This window comes from Pseudomonas sp. PDM24 (genome assembly GCF_019218905.1).
In the GTDB taxonomy this organism is placed as follows: domain Bacteria; phylum Pseudomonadota; class Gammaproteobacteria; order Pseudomonadales; family Pseudomonadaceae; genus Aquipseudomonas.
Genome location: NZ_JAHUWR010000007.1, coordinates 72375 through 95640, shown reverse-complemented (window position 1 = coordinate 95640; position 23266 = coordinate 72375). Strand labels below are relative to the sequence as shown.

Sequence of the window (23266 nt, the reverse complement as noted above, 5' to 3'; positions counted from 1 at the left end):
TTACTTCCACAGCTGGGCGGCAAACACTACAAGAATGCCGATGGGCGCCACATAGCGCATCAAGAACAGGGACAAGGCGAACAGCACCGGACGGCGGATCGACAATTCGTCGCGCACCGCTTCACGCCCCATCACCCAGCCCGCAAACACCACGAAACACAAACCACCGAGTGGCAACATGATCCGCGAGGTGAAGAAATCGATCACACCGAAGAAGTCCAGACCACCGGAGGCTCCCCATTGATAGAGGTGGAACATCCCGCCTTCGTTCACGAAAAACTTGGCTTGCTTCCAGATATTGAAGGAAAACACCGTACCCAGACCGACGAACCAGCAGATGAATGCCAACCAGAAGGTAACCCAGGCACGACTGATCTTCGTACGCTCAACCAGGTAAGCCACCATTGGCTCGAGCAGGGAAATCGCCGAACTCCAGGCCGCAATCGCTACCAGCACGAAGAACACTACGCCCATCAATTGGCCGAACGCTACGTTGCCAAAGGCAAATGGCAGGCTGACGAACATCAGGCCAGGGCCTTCGCTCGGGTTCAGGCCGGCAGCGAACACAATCGGAAACAATGCCAGACCGGCCACCAGGGAAACGAAAGTATCGAGCAGCGCCACACCGACAATGGTGCCGGAAATCGACGAGCTCTTCGGCATGTAAGCACCGTAGATCATGATCGAACCGACGCCCACGCTCAGGGAGAAGAACGCATGCCCCATGGCCGGCAGCAAGCCGTCGAGCACTTTTTCCGGGTGGAAGTCGAACATGAAATGCACGCCCTCCATGAAATGGCCGGTGGTCATGCTGTAGCCCAGCAGGACAATCACCATCACGAACAGCAGCGGCATCATGATTCGCAGGCTGCGCTCCAGCCCGGCGACTACGCCTTTGGCGATCACCACAGCGGAGAGGAGCATGAAAATCGTGTGCCAAAGTGTCAGGCGCCATGGGTCGGCGATCACATTGCCGAAGTAGGCGCCGACCTGATCAGGTGTCGCGCCCTGGAAGTCGCCACGCCCCATGTCGATGATGTAGTCCAGCGACCAGCCGCCGACCACACTATAGAAAGACAGAATCAGCAGCGCCGTGATCATCCCGGCAAACGCCCCCCAGGACCACTTCGCCGAATGCCCCGCTTCCAGCGCCAGGACCTTCAAGGCATTGGCCGGGCTCTGCCGTGCGCGGCGGCCGATCAGGGTTTCGGCCAGCATCACGGGCACACCGATCAGCGCGATACAGGTCAGGAACATCAGCACGAAGGCTCCGCCACCGTAGACGCCGACCATGTAAGGGAATTTCCAGATACTACCCAAACCCACGGCCGAACCGGTCGCGGCGAGTATGAAGACCCAGCGGCTAGCCCAACTGCCGTGGACAGAAACCTTGTCTGTCGACATCGTTATCACGCCCAAGCGTTCAAAAAAGAGGCCGCATTGTCCGGGATTCAATCAACCTGCTCAAGCACGTAGCGATACCGTAGCCGACTCGCTTGCAACTCCCTATAATGCCGCCCCTATGGCTAAACAGAAGAAACACCCAACAGGGACCATCGCGCAGAACAAAAAGGCGCGACACGATTACTTCATCGAGCATAAGTTCGAGGCTGGTCTGGTCCTGGCCGGCTGGGAAGTAAAAAGTTTGCGGGCAAGCAAACTACAACTGGTTGACAGTTACGTGCTGCTCAAAGATGGCGAAGCCTGGCTGCTCGGCAGCCACATTACGCCATTGATGACGGCCAGCACCCACGTCATCGCCGATCCGACCCGCACCCGCAAATTGCTGCTCAACCGGCGCGAGCTGGAAAAGCTGGCTGCTGCCGTGCAGCAAAAAGGTTACGCCTGCGTGTGCCTGTCCTGGTACTGGAGCAAGCACATGGTCAAGTGCGAGATCGCTCTGGGCAAGGGCAAGAAGGAATACGACAAGCGTGATACCGAACGCGAGCGCGACGCCGGTCGTGAGTTGCAGCGTGCGGTGCGAAACAAGGGCAAGGAAGACTAGTTCTTTCGCCTTCAGATCGCTTTCGCGAGCAAGCCCGCTCCCACATTATCCGTGGATGCCGACATTTATGTGGCAGACCCGGAACCTGTGGGAGCGGGCTTGCTCGCGAATGCAATCGTCCAATCACCACAGAACTAACTGACTACATCCCCTTGCGCCGCTCCGCCCGAGCCACGCGCTGCACTTCCTGACGCACCTCTTCCAGCACTTCCTGCACATACAGAATGTGTCGACTGGAAACCTCCCGCGCCTGCTCCGCCTTTCCTTCGATAATCGCCAGGTACAATTCTCTGTGCTGCGCAATCAGCATATCGCGGGTTTCGGAGCGCTGTTTGTACATGCCGCCAATGTTGGTCACCACGTTGCGCTTGAGCAGGTCGAACAGCCCACGAATGGTGTGCAGCAACACCGCGTTATGACTCGCTTCGGCGATCGCCAAGTGAAATTTTGCGTCCGCCGCGCCCTCTTCTAGCCGACTCACTTCGTCATGACGCGAATAGCAGTCCTGCAACTCGTCGAATGCCGCCGTCAGCCGCTCGCGATCCAGGTCGGTGGCGCGCAATGCCGCGTAGTAAGCACAGGAGGCTTCCAGCGTATGACGAAACTCCAGCAAATCGCGCTGGGCCTCGGGGTTGCTTTCCAGCAGATGCAACAGCGGATCGCTGAACGTCGAGCCCAGGGATTCCACCACATAGTTACCGCCGCCCTGACGACTGACCAGCAGCCCTTTGGCCGTCAGTTTCTGAATCGCTTCGCGCAACGAAGGGCGTGACACGCCGAATTGCTCGGCCAACGCGCGCTCTGCCGGCAAGCGTTCGCCAGCCTTCAATGTGCCCTCGAGGATCATCCCCTCGAGTTGCTCGACAATATCGTCAGACAAACGGCGCTGCCGAATCTGATCAAACCCCATCACTCAATTCTCCACGATCCCGGCGGCTCGCCGGGCTCTCTATTCTGGCCTATTGGCGCTGTACCAGCACCTACCAGACGACGTTTGATCGAACAGATCAGATGCGTTCTGCACCGCTCATTCGACAAAAGTTTTAGGGCGGCAAATTGACACACCGCATACAAGGCTTTTACCCTAGCCAACAGCGATTGTAAATTGGTATTACCAATTAACCAAGAACGCTGACCAGTGCCTGACCAACAACAATTAGGGGCCACCCCATATGCAAACCTGGCAACAGCTCTACAGCCCGCTCGGCAGTCTCGGCGTGTCCGCACTCGCGGCCGTCATCCCCATCGTATTTTTCTTCCTCGCTTTGGCCGTGTTCCGTCTCAAAGGCCACGTGGCCGGCAGCATTACCCTGGCGCTGTCGATTGCGGTGGCAATCTTCGCGTTCCAGATGCCGGTCGATATGGCCTTCGCGGCAGCCGGATATGGCTTCGCCTACGGCTTGTGGCCGATTGCGTGGATCATCGTCGCGGCAGTGTTCCTCTACAAACTGACGGTCAAGAGCGGCCAGTTCGAAGTGATCCGCAGCTCGGTGCTGTCGATTACTGACGACCAGCGCCTGCAAGTGCTGCTGATCGGTTTCTGCTTCGGCGCCTTCCTGGAAGGTGCCGCCGGTTTCGGCGCACCGGTCGCGATTACCGCCGCGCTGCTGGTAGGGCTGGGTTTCAACCCGCTATACGCCGCCGGCCTGTGCCTGATCGCCAACACCGCGCCGGTGGCTTTCGGCGCCTTGGGGATTCCGATCATCGTCGCCGGTCAAGTCACCGGCATCGACGCGTTCAAGATCGGCGCCATGACCGGTCGCCAACTGCCATTGCTGTCGCTGTTCGTGCCTTTCTGGCTAGTGTTCATGATGGATGGCCTGCGCGGCGTTCGGGAAACCTGGCCGGCGGCGCTGGTAGCTGGTTTAAGCTTTGCCGTCACCCAATACTTCACCTCGAACTTCATTGGCCCGGAACTGCCGGACATCACTTCCGCGCTGGCCAGCCTGATTTCCCTGACGCTGTTCCTGAAAATCTGGCAGCCAAAACGCGCCGCCGGCCAACACATCGTCGGCGCCGTCTCGGCTTCCGTGGTGGCCAGCGCCGGCGGTTTCGGCCAACCGCGCACCACCGTGGCTTCGCCTTACAGCCTGGGGGAAATTTTCAAAGCCTGGTCGCCGTTCCTGATCCTCACCGTACTGGTCACCATCTGGACGCTGAAACCGTTCAAGGCGATGTTCGCCGCGGGTGGCTCGATGTATAGCTGGGTGTTCAACTTCGCGATTCCGCATCTGGATCAAATGGTGATCAAAGTCGCACCGATCGTAACCGCCCCGATGGCGATTCCGGCGGTGTTTAAACTCGATCCGATTTCCGCGACCGGCACGGCGATTTTCTTCTCTGCGCTGATCTCAATGCTGGTATTGAAGATCAATCTAAAAACTGGTCTTACCACTTTTAAAGAGACCGTCTACGAACTGCGCTGGCCGATTTTGTCTATCGGTATGGTGTTGGCCTTCGCCTTCGTCACCAACTACTCAGGCATGTCGTCGACCATGGCTTTGGTACTGGCAGGTACGGGTGCGGCATTCCCGTTCTTCTCGCCATTCCTCGGCTGGCTCGGCGTGTTCCTGACCGGTTCCGATACATCGTCCAACGCACTGTTCAGTTCACTGCAAGCAACCACCGCGCACCAGATCGGCGTCAACGACACCTTGCTGGTGGCGGCGAATACCAGCGGCGGCGTGACCGGCAAGATGATTTCGCCACAATCGATCGCCGTGGCCTGCGCCGCGACCGGGTTGGTGGGCAAGGAATCGGATCTGTTCCGCTTCACCCTCAAGCACAGCCTATTCTTTGCAACGATCGTCGGCCTGATCACGTTGGCTCAGGCCTACTGGTTCACCGGCATGCTGGTGCACTAAGAACTACACGCGACACGGAAAAAACCGATGCCGGGTTACGCCCCCGGCGTCAGCTATTCACAACCGGGTCTGCAAGGCTGCTGAAAGCTTCCCTCTCTATATTCAGCAGCCTCAGCGGACGGATAACCGGGACCACCCGGAGACACGCCTGATGAGCGAGCTTTTTTACAACGCTGTGCCGAATGCGACCCGCGTCGCCCCGCCACTGCCCGAGCCTCGGCAATACCCCAGCGAAAAACCGTCACGGGTCTACCTGTTCGGGACTTGCGTGGTGGATCTGTTCTACCCGGAAGCCGGGATGGACGCGATCCACCTGCTGGAACGCGAAGGCATTCGTGTCGAATACCCGCAAGGGCAAAGCTGCTGCGGGCAACCGGCCTACACCTCGGGCTACACCGAACAGGCCCGGACCGTGGCGCGCTCGCAACTGGCGCTGTTTGCCGGTGATTATCCGGTGGTGGTGCCGTCGGGGTCTTGCGCGGGGATGCTGCGCGAACACTACGCCGACTTGTTCAAGGACGAGCCGCAAACGCTGAAGCAGGTCCAGGCCCTGGCCGCCCGGACTTATGAGCTGGCCGAATTTCTGCTGTTTGTCTGCAAGGTGCAGCTCAGGGACAGCGGCGAACCGGTCAAAGTGGCGTTGCACACGTCGTGCTCGGCACGCCGAGAAATGAACACCCACCTGCACGGCCGTGAGTTGTTGGCGCAGCTAAGCAATGTGGAGCGAGTCGACCACAGCCACGAAAGTGAATGCTGTGGCTTTGGTGGGACTTTCAGCGTCCGTATGCCAGATATTTCCGGCGCGATGGTGGCTGACAAGACCCGGTCGTTGAAGGAATCCGGTGCGCACAAGGTACTGAGTGCCGACTGCGGTTGCCTGATGAACATCAATGGCTCGCTGGAGAAACAGCAGGAAGCGTTGCGAGGTCAGCATCTGGCCAGTTTCCTGTGGCAGCGTACCGGAGGTGCCCGATGAGCACTTCCACGATTATTCCTACGGTTGCCGTAGAAGAAGACTTTCGCGCCCGGGCGCACAAGGCATTGGCTGACACGCAACTGCGAAACAACTTTCGCAGCGCGATGGATTCACTGATGAGCAAACGGGCAGCGTCCTTCAGCGATGCCCATGAAAGAGAACATTTGCGAGTGCTGGGCAATGCTGTCCGAGCCCGTGCTTTATCCAAGTTGCCCGACCTGCTCGAGCAACTTGAACAGAACCTGACCCGCAACGGTGTGACAGTGCACTGGGCGGAAACGGTGGACGAAGCCAATGGCATCGTCTTATCGATCATCCGCGCTCACGAGGGGCGGCAAGTGATCAAGGGCAAATCGATGGTCAGCGAAGAGATGGAAATGAATCACTTCCTCGCTGAACAGGGCATTGAATGCCTGGAATCGGACATGGGCGAGTACATCGTCCAGCTCGACCACGAGAAGCCTTCACACATTATTATGCCGGCGATCCACAAGAATGCCGGTCAGGTCGCGTCCTTGTTCCACGACAAACTTGGCGTGGAATACACCAAGGACGTTGACCAACTCATTCAGATCGGTCGCAAGGTCTTGCGGCAGAAGTTCTTCGAAGCGGACATCGGCGTCTCCGGCGTCAACTTCGCCGTGGCCGAAACCGGCACCTTGCTGTTGGTGGAAAACGAAGGCAACGGGCGCATGTCGACCACCGTGCCGCCCGTACACATTGCCGTCACGGGTATAGAGAAAGTCGTCGAAAACCTGCGGGACGTTGTACCGCTGTTGTCGCTGCTGACCCGTTCGGCCCTCGGCCAACCGATCACCACCTACGTCAACATGATCTCCGGGCCGCGCAAGGAACATGAACTCGACGGCCCGCAGGAAGTGCACCTGGTATTGCTCGACAACGGTCGCAGCCAAGCCTTCGCCGACAGCGAATTACGTCAGACCCTGAACTGCATCCGCTGCGGCGCCTGTATGAATCATTGCCCGGTCTATACCCGAATTGGCGGCCATGCCTATGGGGAGGTTTACCCTGGGCCTATCGGAAAAATCATCACCCCGCACATGGTCGGCCTGGCGAAAGTCCCCGACCACCCAAGTGCCTCGTCGTTATGCGGTGCTTGCGGTGAAGTCTGCCCGGTAAAAATTCCGATCCCCGCATTGCTGCGTCGCCTGCGGGAAGAGAACGTCAAAGCCCCGGACAGCCCGCATCAAGTCATGCGCGGCCAGGGCAGCAAGTTCTCACGCAAAGAACGGTTTATCTGGAACGCCTGGGCGAAGCTCAACAGCTCGCCAACGCTCTATCGCTTGTTCGGCTTTTTCGCCACCCGCCTGCGAGCGCTGACGCCGAGCAACGTCGGCCCGTGGACCCAGAACCACAGCGCACCGAAACCCGCCGCCCGCTCACTGCATGACATGGCCCGCGAGCATCTGGCCAAACAGGGAGACCGCTGATGAGCGCCAAACAAAATATCCTCGCCAAATTGCGCAACAGTCTGACAGGCACCACACCGGTGCCTGACAACTTCGATGTCGAATTGGTGACCGAGCCCTACACCTACACGCCAGAACAACGCATCCCGCAACTGCGCAAACTGATGGAAGCGGTGCACACCGAAATTCATCTGACGTCCAGAGATGGCTGGCCCGAATTGCTGGCGCAACTGCTGCAGGATCGCCAGTTGCCGAGCCTGTTGATTGCGCCGACGACACCCCACGGTCAACGCATCACTGCGCATTGGGCGAAAAATCCTGGCCTGCCCGCGCTCAAAGCCTACGACCATCCGGTCGAGGAATGGAAAGCCGAGTTGTTCAACGACACCCCGGCTAGCCTGACCACCACCCTCGGCGCAATCGCCGCGACAGGTAGTCTGATTCTCTGGCCGACGCGGGAAGAACCGCGCCTGATGAGCCTGGTGCCGCCGGTGCATTTCGCCCTGCTCAAGGCCAGTGAAATCCGCGATAACTTCTATCAGGTGCAGCAGGAGTTCGAATGGGCTCAAGGCATGCCGACCAACGCCTTGCTGGTGTCCGGCCCGTCGAAGACTGCCGACATCGAGCAAGTATTGGCTTACGGTGCCCACGGCCCGAAAGACCTGGTCGTTCTGATCCTGGAGGACCAATGAGTCTACCGGTGGCTTTCCTGCGAGATGTGCAGCAACTGATTCCTGAAACGCGACGTTTCGACGATCCGCTGTCGACCTTGGCCTTCGGCACCGACGCCAGTTTCTACCGGCTGATTCCGAAACTGGTGATTCGCGTCGAGTCCGAAGACGAAGTGGTGGCGCTACTCAAACTGGCGCAACGGGATAAAGTCCCGGTGACCTTCCGCGCCGCCGGCACCAGCCTGTCTGGCCAGGCCATCAGCGATTCGGTGCTGATCGTGCTGGGGGATAACTGGAACGGTCGCGAAATCCGAGGTCAGGGCACGCAAATCCGTCTGCAACCGGGCGTGATTGGCGCCCAGGCCAACGCCTGGCTGGGACCGTTCGGACGTAAGATCGGCCCAGACCCGGCATCGATCAACGCCTGCAAAATCGGCGGCATCGTCGCCAACAACGCCAGTGGCATGTGCTGCGGCACGGCGCAGAACACCTATCACACGCTGGCCGGTATTCGTCTGGTACTGGCTGACGGCAGCCGTCTCGATACCGAAGATGCCGCCAGTGTGACGGCCTTCCGTGAGAGCCACGCCGAGTTGCTGGAACAACTGGCAACGTTGGGCCGCGAGACCCGCGCAAACGCTGAACTGGCCGCGAAAATTCGCCACAAATACCGTCTGAAAAATACCACCGGTCTGTCACTCAATGCGCTGGTGGATTTCGATGAGCCTGTGGATATCTTGAGCCACTTGCTGGTGGGCTCCGAAGGCACGCTCGGGTTTATCAGCGCGGTGACCTACGACACGGTAATCGACCACCCGAACAAGGCGTCGGCGCTGATCGTGTTCCCTGACGTAGAAACCTGCTGCAACGCCGTCACCGTGCTGAAAAGCCAACCCGTATCGGCGGTGGAATTGCTGGACCGCCGCAGCCTGCGCTCGGTGCAGGACAAGCCCGGCATGCCTGCTTTCGTACAACAACTGTCGACCAATGCCTGCGCCCTGCTGATCGAATCCCGCGCCGCGTCGTCCTCTTTGCTCCAGGAACAGCTGACACAAATCATGGCGTCGCTGACTGGGTTCCCGGTAGAGAAGCAAATCGACTTCACCGAAGACCCGGTGGAAAACGCCCGGCTCTGGGCAATCCGCAAGGACACCTTCCCTGCCGTCGGCGCGGTGCGCAAAACCGGCACCACGGTGATCATCGAAGACGTGACGTTCCCGGTGGAACAGCTGGCCAGTGGCGTCAACCGCTTGATCGAGCTGTTCGACAAACATCACTACGACGAAGCGATCCTTTTCGGACACGCCCTGGAAGGCAATCTGCACTTCGTCTTCACCCAAGGCTTCAACAGTGCGGAAGAAGTCGCACGCTACCAAGCGTTCATGGACGACGTGGCGCAGTTGGTGGCCGTTGAATTCGGCGGTTCGCTGAAGGCTGAACACGGCACCGGTCGCAACATGGCGCCCTTCGTCGAACTGGAATGGGGCAGCGATGCTTATCAGTTGATGTGGCAGCTCAAACGCCTGCTCGACCCTAACGGCATTCTCAACCCGGACGTGGTGCTCAGCGACGATCCACAGATCCACCTCAAGCATCTGAAACCGTTGCCGGCCGCCGATGAGATTGTGGATAAGTGCATCGAGTGCGGTTTCTGCGAACCGGTGTGCCCGTCGAAAGGCCTGACGTTGAGCCCACGCCAGCGCATCGTGATCTGGCGTGACATTCAAGCGAAGAAACGCGCTGGCACAGACACCGCCGAGCTGGAACAGGCCTACGAATACCAAGGCATCGAAACGTGCGCCGCCACAGGCCTGTGTGCACAACGTTGCCCTGTAGGAATCAACACCGGTGAGCTGGTGAAGAAACTCCGCGGCCGTAAAGCGACGCATACGAAAACCGCCAACTGGATTGAAGGAAATTTCGCCACTGTGCTGCAAGGCGCGCGCTTCACCCTGCACGTCGCCAACGGTGCGCGGATGCTATTGGGAGCACCGCGCCTGGCAAAACTTTCGGCATCGCTGACGCGGTTGTCCAAGGGTCAAATCCCGCAATGGACCAACGCCATGCCGCAGCCGGAAAGGGCCATTCGCTTCAGCCCGACGGTGTCGGACGAGCGGCCTCGAGTGGTGTACCTGGCGGCCTGCGTGTCGCGGGTCATGGGCCCGGCGGCGGGTGATAAAGAGCAAATGTCGCTGTACGAAAAAACCCGCGGCCTGCTGGAAAAGGCCGGTTATCAGGTAGTTTCTCCAGACAATCAGGACAACCTCTGCTGCGGTCAGCCGTTTGCTTCCAAGGGTTACGCTGAACAGGCCGAACACAAGCGCCAGGAACTGATCGGCGCACTGCTGCACGCCAGCCGCGGCGGGCTCGACCCGATCTATTGCGACACCAGCCCCTGCACCTTGCGGCTGGTTCAGGACCTGGGCGACGTGCGACTGGACTTGTACGACCCCGTGCGCTTCATCCGCACTCACTTGATGGATCGTCTCGATTTCACCCCCCAGGAAGCGCCGATCGCGGTGCATGTCACGTGCAGCACTCAGCATCTCGGCGAGAGCCAGGCGTTGATCGATCTTGCGCGCAAGTGCAGTAAAAACGTGGTCATCCCGGAAGGCATTCACTGCTGCGGTTTTGCCGGCGACAAGGGCTTCACCACCCCGGAACTGAATGCCCATTCGTTACGCACGCTCAAGGACGCGGTACAGCAATGCAGCGAAGGGATTTCCACCAGCCGCACCTGTGAGATTGGTCTGACGCAACACGGCGGAATTGACTACCACGGGTTGGTCTATCTGGTGGATCGGGTGACCCAGGCCAGGGCGACCTGAAGAAAAATAGAACCCTGACGCACCGTCGCAGTCCACCGATCAAGTCCCGCAAACGCGGGACCTTTCCCAAAATTGGCAGCCCGTTCTGATGGCCAGCAATGCCTGGCCCCTCAGTTCAAGGAGATACCCATGAAACGCTCAGTACTGTTAGGTCTGTTCGTTACTGCCTCAATGCTGGCCTCCTCCTCGTTTGCCGCCGGCGATGATCTCTGTGCAACCAACCTGCAAGCCATCGCCAATGCCAAGACCCAGACCCTGGCGCCGGAAATCAAGACTCGCGTCGAGGCCAGCGTCCAGCAAGCCAAGGCCTACCAAGCGCAAAACACCGAGGAAGGCACTAAAAAATGCATCTCCGAAACCACTCAAACCCTGCAGGAGATCCAGAACGCGGGCAAAGGTGATAAAGGCTAATAACTACCGAAGGCCAACCTTCGGGTTGGCCTTCTCAGCCATGTAAACCCTAAGCTTGCGGAGCATCAGGCGTTTCTTGTCCCTTTTTCGCACCCGCCTCCCGGAAAAATCTTTCACCCCATCGCCAGCAAAAACAGAACCCTTGCACGCCATCACAGTCCATTTGTTAAGCCCCAATCAGCGTGGCCCAATCCCCACCCCCGTTCCAGGAGATACCCATGAAGCGTTCCGCCCTGGCTGGACTGCTCATCGCTGCAACAATGCTGGCCTCCTCCGCATACGCCTCAAACGATAGCGATCAATGCGTAATGAAGCTCCAGGAAGTCAACAGCAAGCTGTCCAGCACTACCACGCTGGACGCTGCCACCAAAGGTGTCGTGATCACCAAAAATGAACAAGCCAAGGCCGCCCACACCGCCAACAATGACAGAGAGTGTGTTTCCCTGACGCAGCAAGCGCTTCAGGACATTCAAAGCCACGCGCACGGTCAGTAGGGCCAGACCAGAGCCAATCCAGCGTTGGCTCTGACACGCAAGCATGGACAGAAGGTCGACTCGCCGCGCGCATTGGCGTACACTGCGCTTGCCTGCTGGTTACACACAGCAGGTTCGGGGCCGTTTAGGATTCGACGCCGGTTGCGAAACTTTAGGTGCATGCCGAGTTGGTAACAGAACTCGTAAATCCACTGTTGCAACTTTCTATAGTTGCCAATGACGAAACCTACGGGGAATACGCTCTCGCTGCGTAAGCAGCCTTAGCCCTTCCCTCCTGGTACCTTCGGGTCCAGCAATCATCAGGGGATGTCTGTAAACCCAAAGTGATTGTCATATAGAACAGAATCGCCGTGCAGTACGTTGTGGACGAAGCGGCTAAAACTTACACAACTCGCCCAAAGCACCCTGCCCGTCGGGTCGCTGAGGGTTAACTTAATAGACACGGCTACGCATGTAGTACCGACAGCGGAGTACTGGCGGACGGGGGTTCAAATCCCCCCGGCTCCACCACTTCATCATCTAAAGACGTCCACGGACGTCTTTTTTTGTGCCTAAAATCCAGTAAATACAAGGGTTTCAGGGCTATTGAGGGCTTTCGAGGTTTTTTGAGTTCCAGCGTTTTTTGTATTCCAAATGGTATTCCAAGGCATCCGGTGCTATTTTTTGGAATACCAAAACGGTGTCAGAGGTAGCTCTCATGCCTGCTCCAGCCCTTCGCCTCTCCGACCGCCAGCTCAAGGCAGTCAAGGCCAAAGACAAGGATTACGTCCTCAGCGATGGTGACGGTCTCCAGCTCCGGGTCAGGAGCAACGGCTCAATGCTGTGGAACTTCAACTATCGCGATCCGATAACCAAGAACCGTATCAACATGGGACTGGGCACTTATCCAGAGCTCTCGTTGGCGAATGCCCGAAAGAAAGTCGTTGAAGCGCGCGAGCTACTTGCACAAGGCATTGATCCCAAGGTGCAGCGCAACATTCAGAACGAAGCCAAACGAGCGGAGACCGAACACACGTTCGAGAACATCGCCACCGCCTGGTTTGAATTGAAGAGAGATTCGGTCACACCTGCATATGCCGAAGACATCTGGCGGTCGCTCTCACTTCATGTATTTCCAGACCTGAAAGCAACGCCGCTCTCGAAAATTACCGCTCCGATGATCATCGAACTGCTTCGGCCAATCGAGGCAAAAGGCAGCCTCGAGACCGTGAAGCGGTTGAGCCAAAGGCTCAACGAGATCATGACCTACGGGGTAAATTCGGGACTGATCTTTGCCAACCCCCTCAGCGGTATTCGAGCGGTCTTCAAAAAGCCCAAGAAAGAGAACATGGCCGCGCTATCACCTGATGAGCTTCCGGAGCTCATGCTGGAAATTGCCAACGCTGCAATCAAAAGAACGACCCGCTGCCTGATCGAATGGCAGTTGCACACCATGACTCGTCCTGCCGAAGCGGCAACCACCCGATGGGCAGATATCGACTTCGACAGACGTATCTGGACCATCCCCCCGGAACGCATGAAAAAGCGTCGCGCGCATACCATTCCATTGTCAGAACCGGCACTCGCGCTGCTGGAGGCACTCAAGTCCCACAGCGGCCACAGGGAGTACGTGTTTCCGGCGGACAGAAATCCACGTACCCACGCCAACAGCCAGACTGCCAACATGGCGTTGAAACGCATGGGTTTCCAGGACCGCTTGGTCAGCCACGGCATGCGCTCCACGGCCAGCACCATCCTGAATGAGCATGGCTGGGATCCGGAACTGATCGAGGTCGCGTTGGCACATGTCGACAAGGACGAAGTGCGTAGCGCCTACAACCGGGCGGATTACATCGAACGCCGGCGTCCGATGATGGCCTGGTGGAGTGAACATATCCAGAAGGCGGCCACTGGCAGCCTGTCGGCATCTGCCATCAATCAAACCAGAGACCGCAACGTGGTGCCGATACGCTGAACATCACCGGCGACAATCCATGCCATTCGTGTCGTGGAGAATGGAGACAGAAATGGCGACTGTCGCTGAATCTCTCGCATGCCTGCGCTTCTCCGGCCAAGCCCCTGAGTATGGGAAGGCTCCACATTCCCATACTCAGGGGCTCACGCTTAAAAGGTCTATCAGACAGCCACGAGTTGCGCCTTCCTCGTGGTACTGCCTGGGTTCTTCTTGCACGTCGTCGATTTTACTTTGGAACAATGGTTGCGGCTGTTGCATCGTATGGTTAAGTCCACAGTCATTCGCAGCCACTCGTAGAGTTTGATTTGGGCGCTAGAGCGACCACAAGGCGGAAGCGTCGAGTAACCTCGTCTTTTCAACGACGCTTCGCCTTCGCCAGCTCAGCGATCAGAAAATCCCTGAACGCAGAAACCGCCGCCGGTAAATTGCGTCCAGCCATGCTTTGCAGTTCGATGCGCCGTGCCTGCATGCCTTCATCCAGGATCGGCAAGCATTGGAGTGCCTTGTCGGCCACCTGCTTGTGCAAGGTCATTTCGCTGGCCAGGCTAATCACTCCCTCTTCGCGGACGAAGCTATAGAGCGCGGCAACGTAATTAGTGGTCAACACCGGGTCGAACAACAACCCCTGTACACCGCAACAGATGTCGAACAGTTGCCGTATCGTAGTATCGGCCTTCGGTAATGCTATGGGCCAGGGTTGCAACTCGGCGAGACTAACCGCTTCACGCCCGGCCAAGGGATGAGAATTGGAGACCACGGCAAAAATCGCCCCGCTCAGGACATGTTCGACCTTGATTTCCTTTTGCGGCATCAGGCTGAAGGTCATCGCCAGATCGGCTTCGCCGGAACGAACCTTCTCAGTCGCTTCCGCAGGCGCACAGACCTCTAATGTGAAATGAATGCCTTGATACTCACGCCTGAACGCGCTAATGCTCCTGGGCATGTATTCCAGTGCAAATCCTTCCGAGCAGGCAACATGCACATGACCCCGTTGCAAGCCATGCAGCTCGGTAATTTCCAGCACCACCTGCTCGGCCTCAAGCTGCGACTTGCGCGCATAAGCCGCCAGTCGCGCCCCCGCCTCGCTGAGCACCATGCCCCGGGCACGACGCTCAAACAGGCTGGCATCCAGGGCCAACTCAAGCTTGGAAATTTGTCGGCTCACCGCTGACGCCGCGACATTCAATCGCACCGAGGCTTCGCTAACCGATCCGCATCGCGCTACTTCCAGAAAATAGCGCAGTGCCGTGGACTGCACACCATACAGCTGCATCGGCGCCCCCAAGGATTGCCTTTTCGGCAACGGAAGTATCGAAATATTATTCTTGTGGCATTGATAGCCTTTCCCTACATTCGTGTCCAGATCAAAAAAAAAAACATTACCTGACCTTCTTATCCTCCTTTACGCATTTGCGATTCGCTGCCCTTTGATTCAACCACTCTCGCCAACGGAGACGACGGCATGGGCATCAAAGGTTTCGCCTGCAGTATTGCGCTGATGGGCCTCATCAGCAGTTTTCCGGCTCACGCCGGTAAAGCCAACGACACCCTGGTTTACGCTTCCGACAGCGAGCCTGAAAACATCAGCCCCTATCACAACGATTTACGCGAAGGTGTGATTCTCGGCCGGCTGATCTGGGACAACCTGATCTACCGCGATCCCAACAGCGGCGAATACAAACCCATGCTGGCCACCAGCTGGAAACAGGTCGACGACACCACCATCGACTTTGAGCTGCGCAAAGGCGTCAAATTTCACAACGGCGACGCCTTCACCGCCGACGACGTGGTGTTCACCCTCAACTACGTGGTGTCGCCCGAAGCGAAGGTCGTTACCGTGCAAAACGTAGACTGGATCAAGAGCGCCGAAAAAACCGGTGACTACAGCGTCCGCCTGTATTTGAAGAAGCCTTTCCCTCCGGCACTGGAATACCTGTCCAACGCCGTTCCGATGTTCCCCAAGCAGTACTTCGAGAAGGTCGGCCTGGCCGAATTCAGTCGCAAGCCAATTGGTACCGGGCCGTATAAAGCCGTGTCGGTGGTGGCTGGCGAAGGCGTGACCATGGAGATCAACAAGGACTACTTTCCGGACAGCCCACAAGGCAAGCCACATATCGGCCACCTCACGTTCCGGGTGATCCCGGATGCAGAAACCCGCCTGGCCGAGTTGATGACCGATGGTGTCGATTGGACCTGGCGTGTGACCTCGGATCAGGCAGTCGACCTCAAAGGCATGCCGAACCTGACCGTGACCAGCAGCGAAACCATGCGCATCGGCTTCCTGATTCTTGATGCTCGGGGCACTTCCACGGAAAACTCGCCGATGAAGAACCTCAAGGTGCGTCAGGCCATCAACCATGCGATCAACCGCAATGCGCTGGCCACGCAATTGGTGGGTGGCGAAGCCAAACCCTTGCAGGTTGCCTGTTATCCAGGCCAGTTCGGCTGCGATACCACCGCTGCCACGGTCTACAACTATGACCCGGCCAAGGCCAAGGCGCTGCTCGCCGAAGCCGGTTACCCAAATGGCTTCGAGACAGAAATCTTCGCTTATCGCGACCGTGATTACGTCGAAGCCATCATCGGCAACCTGCGCGCGGTGGGCATCAACGCCAAGCTACGTTACTTGAAGTACGCCGCCCTGCGCGATCAGCAACGTGGCGGCAAGGTGCCGATGTCGTTTCAGGCCTGGGGCTCGTTCTCGATCCTCGACACCTCGGCGTCGGCCGGCACCTGGTTCAAGGGCAATCCGGACGACAACATCAAAGATCCGCAAGTCCAGGGTTGGTTGCAGGCCGCCGATAACGCCCTCGACCCGCAATTCCGCAAGGACAACTACCGCAAGGCGTTGCAGCGCATCAGCGAACAGGCGTACTGGGCGCCGCTGTTCAACTACTCGATGAACTACGCCTACTCCTCCGAACTCGCGTTCACGCCGTACCCGGATGAGCTGCCGCGTTTCGTTCAGTCCAGTTGGAAGTAATCCGCAACCGAACGGATTGATCGAGAGGTGCCGTGGCTTGCGGACTAACCCTCACCACGGACACGTCCTCACACCTGCCATCCATTGGATATGAGGAAACTTGCCATGCTTGGATTCCTTCTGCGCCGTCTGGGCATCGCTATTTGCGTTGCCATTACCGTGTCGGTGATCAGCTTTTCTCTTTTGCATCTGTCCGGCGACCTGGCCACGGCCATTGGCGGACCGGAAGCCACTAGCGAACAGATCGAACAGATCCGCGTGCAATACGGTTTGAACAAACCGCTACCGACCCAGTACTTCAACTGGCTGGGCGATTTGCTGCGGCTGGACCTGGGCAACTCTTTTTTCTTTCAGGAATCGGTCTACAACCTCGTCGCCAGCCGCTTGCCGATTACCCTCGGGTTAGGTGCCATGGCGCTGGGTATCGCATTGCTGGTGGCGATTCCACTGGGCGTGCTGGCGGCGGTCAAACGCGACACCTGGGTTGACCGACTGGCCTTGAGCATTGCGGTGCTGGGTCAGGCAATGCCAAGTTTCTGGTTTGCGCTGATGTTGATCGTGGTGTTCGCGGTGACGCTCAAGTGGCTGCCGGTGTCCGGCAACTCAACCATGCTGCACTTCGTCATGCCGGCCATTGCCTTGGGCTACTACGCGACTCCGGCAATCATGCGTCTGACCCGCGCCGGCATGCTTGATGTACTCAGTTCCGATTACATCCGCACCGCCCGCGCCAAGGGCCTGCGCCCTGCCCGCGTGTTGTTCAAGCACGCACTGCGCAACGCCTTGATTCCGGTAGTCGCGCTGGCGGCGGTGGAGTTCGGCTTCATGCTCGGCGGTTCGGTGGTGATCGAAACCGTGTTCTCCCTGCAAGGCATCGGACAACTCGCCTGGGACGCCATCGCCCGTGACGACTTTCCGGTGGTACAGGCCGTGGTCCTGCTGATTGCGGTGATCTACATCATCCTCACCTTGCTGGCCGATGTGCTCAACGCACTGCTCGACCCGCGCATTCGCGTGCGCTAGGAGGCTTACATGAGCACCCCCACGACCCTTGCGATCAATGACTACCTGCCACCACCGCGCAGCCTGAGCCGAGTGCTTGGCAAGAGCTTTCGTCATCGTGGTTTCGCCATCGGCGCGGTGTTGTTGCTGATCATCTTCGCTGGTGCACTGTTCGCGCCGTGGCTGGCACCTTACGACCCTTATGCGCAAGACGTGATGCTGCGCATGAAACCGCCGGTATGGATGGCCCACGGCACCTGGGAATACGTCCTCGGCACCGACAAGCTGGGCCGTGACTACCTGTCGCGACTGCTCTACGGCGCACGTATTTCGCTGTTCATCGGCATTGCGGCGGCGCTGATTTCCGGCTTTATCGGCACCGTCATGGGGCTGTTGGCTGGTTACTACGGCGGCAAGGTCGATGCGTTTATCAGCTACCTGATCACCACCCGACTGGCGATGCCGGTCGTGATGGTCGCGCTGGCCTCAGCCTCGCTGATGGGCGGCTCACTGAAAGTGGTAATCGTGCTGCTCGGCTGCCTGTTATGGGATCGCTTCGCGGTGGTAGTCAGGGCTTCGGTGCAACAGATTCGCGATGCTGAATATGTGGCGTCGGCCCAGGCTCTTGGCTGCTCGACCCTGCGCATTCTGGTCAGTGAAATTCTGCCCAATCTGGTCGGCGCGCTGATCGTCGTCGCGACTCTGGAAATGGCCCACGCGATCCTGCTGGAGTCGGCACTGTCGTTCCTCGGGGTTGGCGTGCAGCCGCCGACGCCGTCCTGGGGTTTGATGATCGCTGAAGGCAAACCCTACATGTTCTTTTCCCCATGGGTCATCGCCATTCCCGGCGTCGCCCTGATGATTCTGGTGCTGGGCATCAACCTGGTCGGCGATGGTCTGCGCGATCTGATCCTGCCCGACGGCCGCAACTGATAGAGGAGTACCGAACATGGCACTACTCCATGTGGAAAACCTGCGCGTGGACATCCCCATGGGCAACAGCCCGACGCCGGATGACATGCTGCATGCCGTGCGCGGTCTGGATTTTGAAGTCGAGCGCGGTGAAATGCTGTGCATCGTCGGCGAATCCGGCTGCGGTAAATCCCTGACCTCGCTGGCGCTGATGGACCTGTTGCCACGCAAGGCTAAACGCACCGCGTCCCGGCTGACTCTGGACGGTATCGACATGCTGGGCCAGAGCGAACGGCGCATGTGTGACCTGCGCGGCAACCGTCTGGCGATGATCTTCCAGGAACCGATGACCTCGCTGAACCCGGCCTACAGCATTGGCGATCAGCTCAGCGAAGTGCTGACTCAGCATCGCAAGGTGTCACGCAAGGATGCCCTGGCTCGCGCCGCGCAGATGCTGGAGAAAGTCGGAATCAGCAATGCTACCGAACGCTTGCGTCAGTACCCGCATCAACTTTCTGGCGGTTTGCGCCAGCGGGTGATCATCGCCATGGCGTTGATGTGCGAGCCGGACCTGATCATCGCTGATGAACCCACCACGGCACTGGACGTGACCATCCAAGCGCAGATCCTGCGCTTGATCCGCGACATTCAGAAAGAGTTCGGCCTGGCGGTGATCTTCATCACCCACGACCTTGGGCTGGTGGCACGGATCGCCGATCGGGTCGCAGTGATGTATGCCGGGGAAATCGTCGAAACCGCCCCTGCCCTGCAACTGTTCGAGAACCCGCAGCATCCGTACACCCGTGGTCTGCTGGCCAGTATTCCAATCCCTGGCCGGACCAAACCGGGTGAAGCGCTGGGTTCGATTCCAGGCCTGGTGCCGAGTCTGGTGGGCGAACAGCAAGGTTGTGCGTTCCGCAATCGTTGCGCTCAGGCGATAGCGGCCTGCGCGCAAAACATCCCCGAAATCGAACAGGACGGCCACATGGCGCGCTGCCTGTTCGCCGCACCGGCCCCGGCACCGATTCGCCTTCAAGAGAGGGCACGGTCATGAAAAAGGACATCACGTTGGAGCTGTGCGACATCCGTCGCGAGTTTCGGATCAACAAGGGCTTTTTCAAACCTGCCGCCACGCTGAAGGCCGTCGATGGCGTTTCCCTGCGTCTGATGCGTGGCGAGACCCTCGGCCTGGTCGGCGAGTCCGGTTGCGGAAAAAGTACCCTGGCAAAAATGCTGCTCGGTCTGTTGCCGCCAACCAGCGGCGATGTGCTGGTCAATGGCAAACATCTGGCGGCGACTGATCGCAAGGAAATGTCCCGGCACATCCAGCCGATATTCCAGGACCCGTATTCCTCGCTGAACCCACGCAAGACGCTGCGCGAAATCGTGACCCTGCCGCTGATCGTGCACGACATTGGCAGCACCGCCGAGCGACGCAAGCAGACCGAAGAGATGCTCGATGTGGTCGGTCTGCCGAAACGGGTCATCGACAGCTATCCGAGCCAACTGTCCGGCGGCCAGCGGCAACGGGTGGCCATTGCCCGGGCGTTGATCATGCGCCCTGACGTGTTGATCTGCGACGAACCCACCTCGGCGCTGGACGTTTCGGTGCAGGCGCAGATTCTCAATCTGCTGCAAGACCTCAAGCGCGAATTCGGCCTGACCTATCTATTGATCAGCCATAACCTGGCGGTCATCGAACACCTCGCCGACCGGGTCGCGGTGATGTACCTGGGACGCATCGTCGAAGAACGCACTCGCGAATCGTTATTCGCCAAACCCGGCCATCCTTATACCCGTGCCTTGCTGGATTCGGTGCTCACGCCCGATCCGCGCCTGGGCATTCCCGAAATCGGCCTGCGCGGTTCCTTCCCCAATCCGATGTCACCGCCCTCCGGTTGCGCCTTCCATCCGCGCTGCCCGAGCTGCTTCGCCCCCTGCAAAACGGCCTACCCGGCCAATGATCCGATTATCGGCGGCAACGTGCGTTGCCACCTTCACGACAATCCCGCCCAAACACTGGAGCTTGTCCACTCATGAGTCGTTCACTGGCCATCAGCAACACCACCGAGCAATTTGATAACGGCGCATTTTTCAATCTGCTCGAACGTAGCGTCGCCTTGCACACCGAAAGCCAGGCAACGGACAGCCGGCCCGAGTTGTATCGCTACCTCAATGACTTCATTACCCCGCATGTCGAGGCGATGGGCTTCAGTGTCAATATCTATGACAACCCGGTGGCAGAGCGCGGCCCCTTCATGATCGCCACACGCATTGAACATCCGGAACTGCCGACCGTGCTCAGCTACGGTCACGGTGATGTGGTGCGCGGCTATGAAGCGCAATGGCGTGAAGGCCTGTCGCCGTGGCAAGTCATTGCTGAAGGCGATCGCTGGTACGGCCGCGGCACGGCGGATAACAAAGGCCAGCACCTGATCAACCTGACCGCGCTGGAGCAAACGCTCAAGGCTCGCGACGGCAAGCTGGGTTTCAACGTCAAACTGCTGCTGGAAATGGGCGAAGAAGAAGGCTCGCCAGGCTTGAATGCATTCTGTGCCGCCCACAGTAAAGAGCTCGCCGCGGATGTTTTCATCGCCTCGGACGGCCCGCGCCTGGCGGCATCACGACCGACGATTTTTCTCGGTTCACGCGGGGTGTTCAACTTCGAGCTGGTGGTCAATTTGCGCGAAGGCGCTCATCACTCTGGCAACTGGGGCGGGTTGCTGGCCAACCCTGGCATCATTCTGGCCAATGCCATCGCAAGCATGGTCGATGAACACGGTCGGGTGAAAGTGGCGGGCCTGATGCCCGAGACACTGCCTGAGCCGGTTCGCCAGGCACTGGCCGATATTGACGTCGGTGGCGGACCGGGCGATCCGGAAATCGACGCCAACTGGGGTAACCCGGAGCTCTCGCTGAGCGAAAAAGTGTTCGGCTGGAACACCCTCGACGTCATCGCCTTCAAGACCGGCAACCCGGACGCCCCGGTGCACGCGATCCCCGGCAAAGCCAACGCCCACTGCCATATCCGCTTCGTGGTGAACAGCGACTACACGACCTTTATCCCGGCGGTGCGCGCCCACCTGGATGCTCATGGTTTCAGCAATGTCGAAGTCAAGCAAAGCCGCATCGATGTAATGCATGCCACGCGGCTGGACCCGCAAAGCCCGTGGGTCAATTGGGCGCTCAGCTCCTTGGCACAGACCACCGGCAAAAAACCCGCGCTGCTGCCAAACCTCGGAGGCTCGCTGCCCAACGATGTGTTCGCGGACGTGCTCGGCCTGCCAACCTTGTGGGTGCCGCACTCGTACCCGGCCTGCTCACAACATGCGCCGAACGAACACCTGCTGGCACCGGTGGTCAAGGAAAGCCTGCAAATCATGGCCGGGCTGTTCTGGGACCTGGGCAACGACGCGGCACGCCTGACCCAGGAACATCAGTTGCGGGAGCAGGCGCAATGAGCGCCACTGCACAACAGGCGCTGGACTGGCTTGCTGACCAGCGCCCAGCCATGGAAGCGCTGCTGCAGCGTATCGTCGACACCGACTCCAACAGCTATGACAAGGCGGGTGTCGACGCGGTGGGCGCGCTGCTTGCGGCTGAACTGGAAGCCGACGGCATTCTGCTCAAGCGCATGCCGGTCGATGGTTTTGGCGACGTGCTACTCGCCGAAGTGCCAGGCGAACCTGGAAAGCCGGTGTTGCTACTGGGCCATCGCGACACGGTGTTCCCCAAAGGCACCACCGCGACGCGCGGCTACAGCCGCGATGGCAACCTCGCCTTTGGCCCCGGCGTCGCCGACATGAAAGGCGGCCTGGTGCTCAATTGCTTCGCGCTCAAAGCACTCAAGCGCGCCGGTCCGTTGCCCTATCCGGTGCAGGTCCTGTACACCGGCGACGAAGAAATCGGCTCCGGCAGTTCCAGGCCCCATATCGAACACGCAGCCCGTGCCGCCCGCGCCGTGCTCAATACAGAACCCGGCCGGGCCAGCGGTAACGTGGTCAGCGCACGCAAAGGCGGCGCCACGCTGATCATCGAAGTCAGCGGCCGCGCGGCGCATGCCGGGGTCAACCATGCCGACGGAGCCTGCGCCATCGAGGCCCTGGCACGCAAGATCGTCAAGCTCCATGCCTTGACCGATTACCCGGCAGGCATCACCACTAACGTTGGCCTGATATCCGGTGGCACGTCCAGCAACACCGTCGCGCCTAGCGCCTCCGCCCGGCTGGACGTGCGCTTCATCGAACTCAAACACTGGGATCAGATCTTTACCGCAATCCAGGCCATCGTCGCAGAAGAAGAACTGATCGGCACCAGCGCCATCCTCAAGGAAGCGACGATCTTTCTGCCGATGGAAGCCCATCACAGCGAACGGCTGCTGCACATCTACCAGCAAAAAGCGCTGGCGCTGGGTTTCAGCGTCGAAGGTGAATTCACCGGCGGTTGCGCCGACTCCGGATTCACCGCCAGCCTGGGCATTCCAACCCTGTGTGGCCTCGGGCCGGTTGGTGGCAAGGTCCACACCGATCGTGAATATCTGGAACTGGACACGCTGGTGCCTCGCGCGCTGGCCTTGGTGGCGACCATTCTGGCTGTCGGCGAGAGCAGTTGAGGTAATGAGTATCTACGAATCGCCGGGGATAGGGTGTTCACGCAGTCACGCCCCGGCGTTGAAGGTTGACGTCATCACCTGATGGCATACCACCGACGAGATGACATTCGAGCATCCGACTGTG

The 23266-nt window shown here is 59.0% G+C and carries 19 protein-coding genes and 1 other RNA gene; 17 read left to right on the top strand and 3 right to left on the bottom strand.

The genetic code is table 11. The annotated features are described in order from the left end of the window. Positions 1 to 1404, bottom strand: coding sequence for a sodium-dependent transporter (locus KW837_RS22150; RefSeq protein ID WP_123498868.1), 1404 nt, complete (start codon positions 1402 to 1404; stop codon positions 1 to 3). A 118-nt stretch (positions 1405 to 1522) separates the two neighbouring features. Here KW837_RS22150 and smpB point away from each other — a divergent pair, with 118 nt between their 5' ends. After that, complete coding sequence (smpB, locus tag KW837_RS22145) at positions 1523 to 2005, top strand: SsrA-binding protein SmpB (protein WP_007900551.1); 483 nt, start codon at positions 1523 to 1525, stop codon at positions 2003 to 2005. A 142-nt stretch (positions 2006 to 2147) separates the two neighbouring features. Here the strand turns inward: smpB and KW837_RS22140 are convergent, their stop codons facing one another. Beyond that, positions 2148 to 2915 carry an FCD domain-containing protein gene (locus tag KW837_RS22140; RefSeq protein WP_218398641.1) on the bottom strand — a complete coding sequence of 256 codons (768 nt, stop codon included), beginning with the start codon at positions 2913 to 2915 and terminating at the stop codon, positions 2148 to 2150. Positions 2916 to 3177: 262 nt separating this feature from the next. Between KW837_RS22140 and KW837_RS22135 the strand changes: the two genes are divergently transcribed. The 9 genes from KW837_RS22135 (at position 3178) to KW837_RS22095 (ending at position 13633) form a co-directional block, all read left to right on the top strand. Then, on the top strand, positions 3178 to 4869 hold the full coding sequence (locus KW837_RS22135) for a lactate permease LctP family transporter (RefSeq protein WP_218398640.1): 1692 nt from the start codon (positions 3178 to 3180) through the stop codon (positions 4867 to 4869). 151 nt (positions 4870 to 5020) lie between these two features. Beyond that, positions 5021 to 5845 (top strand): (Fe-S)-binding protein, encoded by an 825-nt coding sequence (locus tag KW837_RS22130; RefSeq protein ID WP_218398639.1) that lies wholly within the window; start codon positions 5021 to 5023, stop codon positions 5843 to 5845. Next, on the top strand, positions 5842 to 7296 hold the full coding sequence (locus KW837_RS22125; RefSeq protein ID WP_123498862.1) for a LutB/LldF family L-lactate oxidation iron-sulfur protein: 1455 nt from the start codon (positions 5842 to 5844) through the stop codon (positions 7294 to 7296). Before KW837_RS22130 ends, KW837_RS22125 begins: the two co-directional genes overlap by 4 nt. Further along, entirely contained in the window at positions 7296 to 7967 is a 672-nt protein-coding gene (locus tag KW837_RS22120; protein ID WP_218398638.1) for a lactate utilization protein, read from the top strand. The genes KW837_RS22125 and KW837_RS22120 overlap by 1 nt, the downstream gene beginning before the upstream one ends. After that, positions 7964 to 10774: an FAD-binding and (Fe-S)-binding domain-containing protein gene (locus KW837_RS22115; RefSeq protein ID WP_218398637.1), complete on the top strand. Its 2811-nt coding sequence runs from the start codon at positions 7964 to 7966 to the stop codon at positions 10772 to 10774. Before KW837_RS22120 ends, KW837_RS22115 begins: the two co-directional genes overlap by 4 nt. 129 nt (positions 10775 to 10903) lie before the next feature. After that, on the top strand, positions 10904 to 11185 hold the full coding sequence (locus KW837_RS22110; protein ID WP_008005503.1) for a hypothetical protein: 282 nt from the start codon (positions 10904 to 10906) through the stop codon (positions 11183 to 11185). Between the two features lie 218 nt (positions 11186 to 11403). After that, on the top strand, positions 11404 to 11679 hold the full coding sequence (locus tag KW837_RS22105) for a hypothetical protein (protein ID WP_218398636.1): 276 nt from the start codon (positions 11404 to 11406) through the stop codon (positions 11677 to 11679). A gap of 116 nt (positions 11680 to 11795) precedes the next feature. Then, positions 11796 to 12189: a transfer-messenger RNA gene (gene ssrA / locus KW837_RS22100) on the top strand. A 187-nt stretch (positions 12190 to 12376) separates the two neighbouring features. Continuing rightward, positions 12377 to 13633, top strand: coding sequence for an integrase domain-containing protein (locus KW837_RS22095; protein ID WP_218398635.1), 1257 nt, complete (start codon positions 12377 to 12379; stop codon positions 13631 to 13633). Between the two features lie 355 nt (positions 13634 to 13988). On the opposite strand, the gene KW837_RS22090 is transcribed toward KW837_RS22095, so the two are convergent. Continuing rightward, the gene (locus tag KW837_RS22090) at positions 13989 to 14906 is read right to left on the bottom strand and encodes a LysR substrate-binding domain-containing protein (RefSeq protein WP_218398634.1); all 918 of its coding nucleotides are present in this window, start codon (positions 14904 to 14906) and stop codon (positions 13989 to 13991) included. A gap of 189 nt (positions 14907 to 15095) precedes the next feature. On the opposite strand from KW837_RS22090, the gene KW837_RS22085 reads away from it, so the two are divergent. The 7 genes from KW837_RS22085 to KW837_RS22055 all read left to right on the top strand — a co-directional run bounded on the left by KW837_RS22085 (position 15096) and on the right by KW837_RS22055 (position 23142). Next, positions 15096 to 16616, top strand: a complete 1521-nt coding sequence (locus KW837_RS22085) for an ABC transporter substrate-binding protein (RefSeq protein ID WP_218398633.1) — start codon at positions 15096 to 15098, stop codon at positions 16614 to 16616. 105 nt (positions 16617 to 16721) lie between these two features. Then, on the top strand, positions 16722 to 17639 hold the full coding sequence (locus KW837_RS22080; RefSeq protein WP_217857978.1) for an ABC transporter permease: 918 nt from the start codon (positions 16722 to 16724) through the stop codon (positions 17637 to 17639). Between the two features lie 9 nt (positions 17640 to 17648). After that, positions 17649 to 18551 (top strand): ABC transporter permease, encoded by a 903-nt coding sequence (locus KW837_RS22075; protein WP_218398632.1) that lies wholly within the window; start codon positions 17649 to 17651, stop codon positions 18549 to 18551. Positions 18552 to 18567: 16 nt separating this feature from the next. Continuing rightward, positions 18568 to 19584 carry an ABC transporter ATP-binding protein gene (locus KW837_RS22070; RefSeq protein WP_218398631.1) on the top strand — a complete coding sequence of 339 codons (1017 nt, stop codon included), beginning with the start codon at positions 18568 to 18570 and terminating at the stop codon, positions 19582 to 19584. Beyond that, complete coding sequence (locus tag KW837_RS22065; protein ID WP_218398630.1) at positions 19581 to 20570, top strand: ABC transporter ATP-binding protein; 990 nt, start codon at positions 19581 to 19583, stop codon at positions 20568 to 20570. Before KW837_RS22070 ends, KW837_RS22065 begins: the two co-directional genes overlap by 4 nt. Beyond that, positions 20567 to 21991 (top strand): M20 family metallopeptidase, encoded by a 1425-nt coding sequence (locus KW837_RS22060; protein WP_218398629.1) that lies wholly within the window; start codon positions 20567 to 20569, stop codon positions 21989 to 21991. The genes KW837_RS22065 and KW837_RS22060 overlap by 4 nt, the downstream gene beginning before the upstream one ends. Further along, positions 21988 to 23142 carry a M20 family metallopeptidase gene (locus KW837_RS22055; protein WP_218398628.1) on the top strand — a complete coding sequence of 385 codons (1155 nt, stop codon included), beginning with the start codon at positions 21988 to 21990 and terminating at the stop codon, positions 23140 to 23142. Before KW837_RS22060 ends, KW837_RS22055 begins: the two co-directional genes overlap by 4 nt. Positions 23143 to 23266: the final 124 nt, after the last annotated feature.

What these genes read in the sequence shown, in the direction of transcription:
- KW837_RS22150 (WP_123498868.1), bottom strand. Translation starts at nt 1,404, where the DNA reads ATGTCGACAGACAAGGTTTCTGTCCACGGCAGTTGGGCTAGCCGCTGG.
- smpB (WP_007900551.1), top strand. Translation starts at nt 1,523, where the DNA reads ATGGCTAAACAGAAGAAACACCCAACAGGGACCATCGCGCAGAACAAA.
- KW837_RS22140 (WP_218398641.1), bottom strand. Translation starts at nt 2,915, where the DNA reads ATGGGGTTTGATCAGATTCGGCAGCGCCGTTTGTCTGACGATATTGTC.
- KW837_RS22135 (WP_218398640.1), top strand. Translation starts at nt 3,178, where the DNA reads ATGCAAACCTGGCAACAGCTCTACAGCCCGCTCGGCAGTCTCGGCGTG.
- KW837_RS22130 (WP_218398639.1), top strand. Translation starts at nt 5,021, where the DNA reads ATGAGCGAGCTTTTTTACAACGCTGTGCCGAATGCGACCCGCGTCGCC.
- KW837_RS22125 (WP_123498862.1), top strand. Translation starts at nt 5,842, where the DNA reads ATGAGCACTTCCACGATTATTCCTACGGTTGCCGTAGAAGAAGACTTT.
- KW837_RS22120 (WP_218398638.1), top strand. Translation starts at nt 7,296, where the DNA reads ATGAGCGCCAAACAAAATATCCTCGCCAAATTGCGCAACAGTCTGACA.
- KW837_RS22115 (WP_218398637.1), top strand. Translation starts at nt 7,964, where the DNA reads ATGAGTCTACCGGTGGCTTTCCTGCGAGATGTGCAGCAACTGATTCCT.
- KW837_RS22110 (WP_008005503.1), top strand. Translation starts at nt 10,904, where the DNA reads ATGAAACGCTCAGTACTGTTAGGTCTGTTCGTTACTGCCTCAATGCTG.
- KW837_RS22105 (WP_218398636.1), top strand. Translation starts at nt 11,404, where the DNA reads ATGAAGCGTTCCGCCCTGGCTGGACTGCTCATCGCTGCAACAATGCTG.
- KW837_RS22095 (WP_218398635.1), top strand. Translation starts at nt 12,377, where the DNA reads ATGCCTGCTCCAGCCCTTCGCCTCTCCGACCGCCAGCTCAAGGCAGTC.
- KW837_RS22090 (WP_218398634.1), bottom strand. Translation starts at nt 14,906, where the DNA reads ATGCAGCTGTATGGTGTGCAGTCCACGGCACTGCGCTATTTTCTGGAA.
- KW837_RS22085 (WP_218398633.1), top strand. Translation starts at nt 15,096, where the DNA reads ATGGGCATCAAAGGTTTCGCCTGCAGTATTGCGCTGATGGGCCTCATC.
- KW837_RS22080 (WP_217857978.1), top strand. Translation starts at nt 16,722, where the DNA reads ATGCTTGGATTCCTTCTGCGCCGTCTGGGCATCGCTATTTGCGTTGCC.
- KW837_RS22075 (WP_218398632.1), top strand. Translation starts at nt 17,649, where the DNA reads ATGAGCACCCCCACGACCCTTGCGATCAATGACTACCTGCCACCACCG.
- KW837_RS22070 (WP_218398631.1), top strand. Translation starts at nt 18,568, where the DNA reads ATGGCACTACTCCATGTGGAAAACCTGCGCGTGGACATCCCCATGGGC.
- KW837_RS22065 (WP_218398630.1), top strand. Translation starts at nt 19,581, where the DNA reads ATGAAAAAGGACATCACGTTGGAGCTGTGCGACATCCGTCGCGAGTTT.
- KW837_RS22060 (WP_218398629.1), top strand. Translation starts at nt 20,567, where the DNA reads ATGAGTCGTTCACTGGCCATCAGCAACACCACCGAGCAATTTGATAAC.
- KW837_RS22055 (WP_218398628.1), top strand. Translation starts at nt 21,988, where the DNA reads ATGAGCGCCACTGCACAACAGGCGCTGGACTGGCTTGCTGACCAGCGC.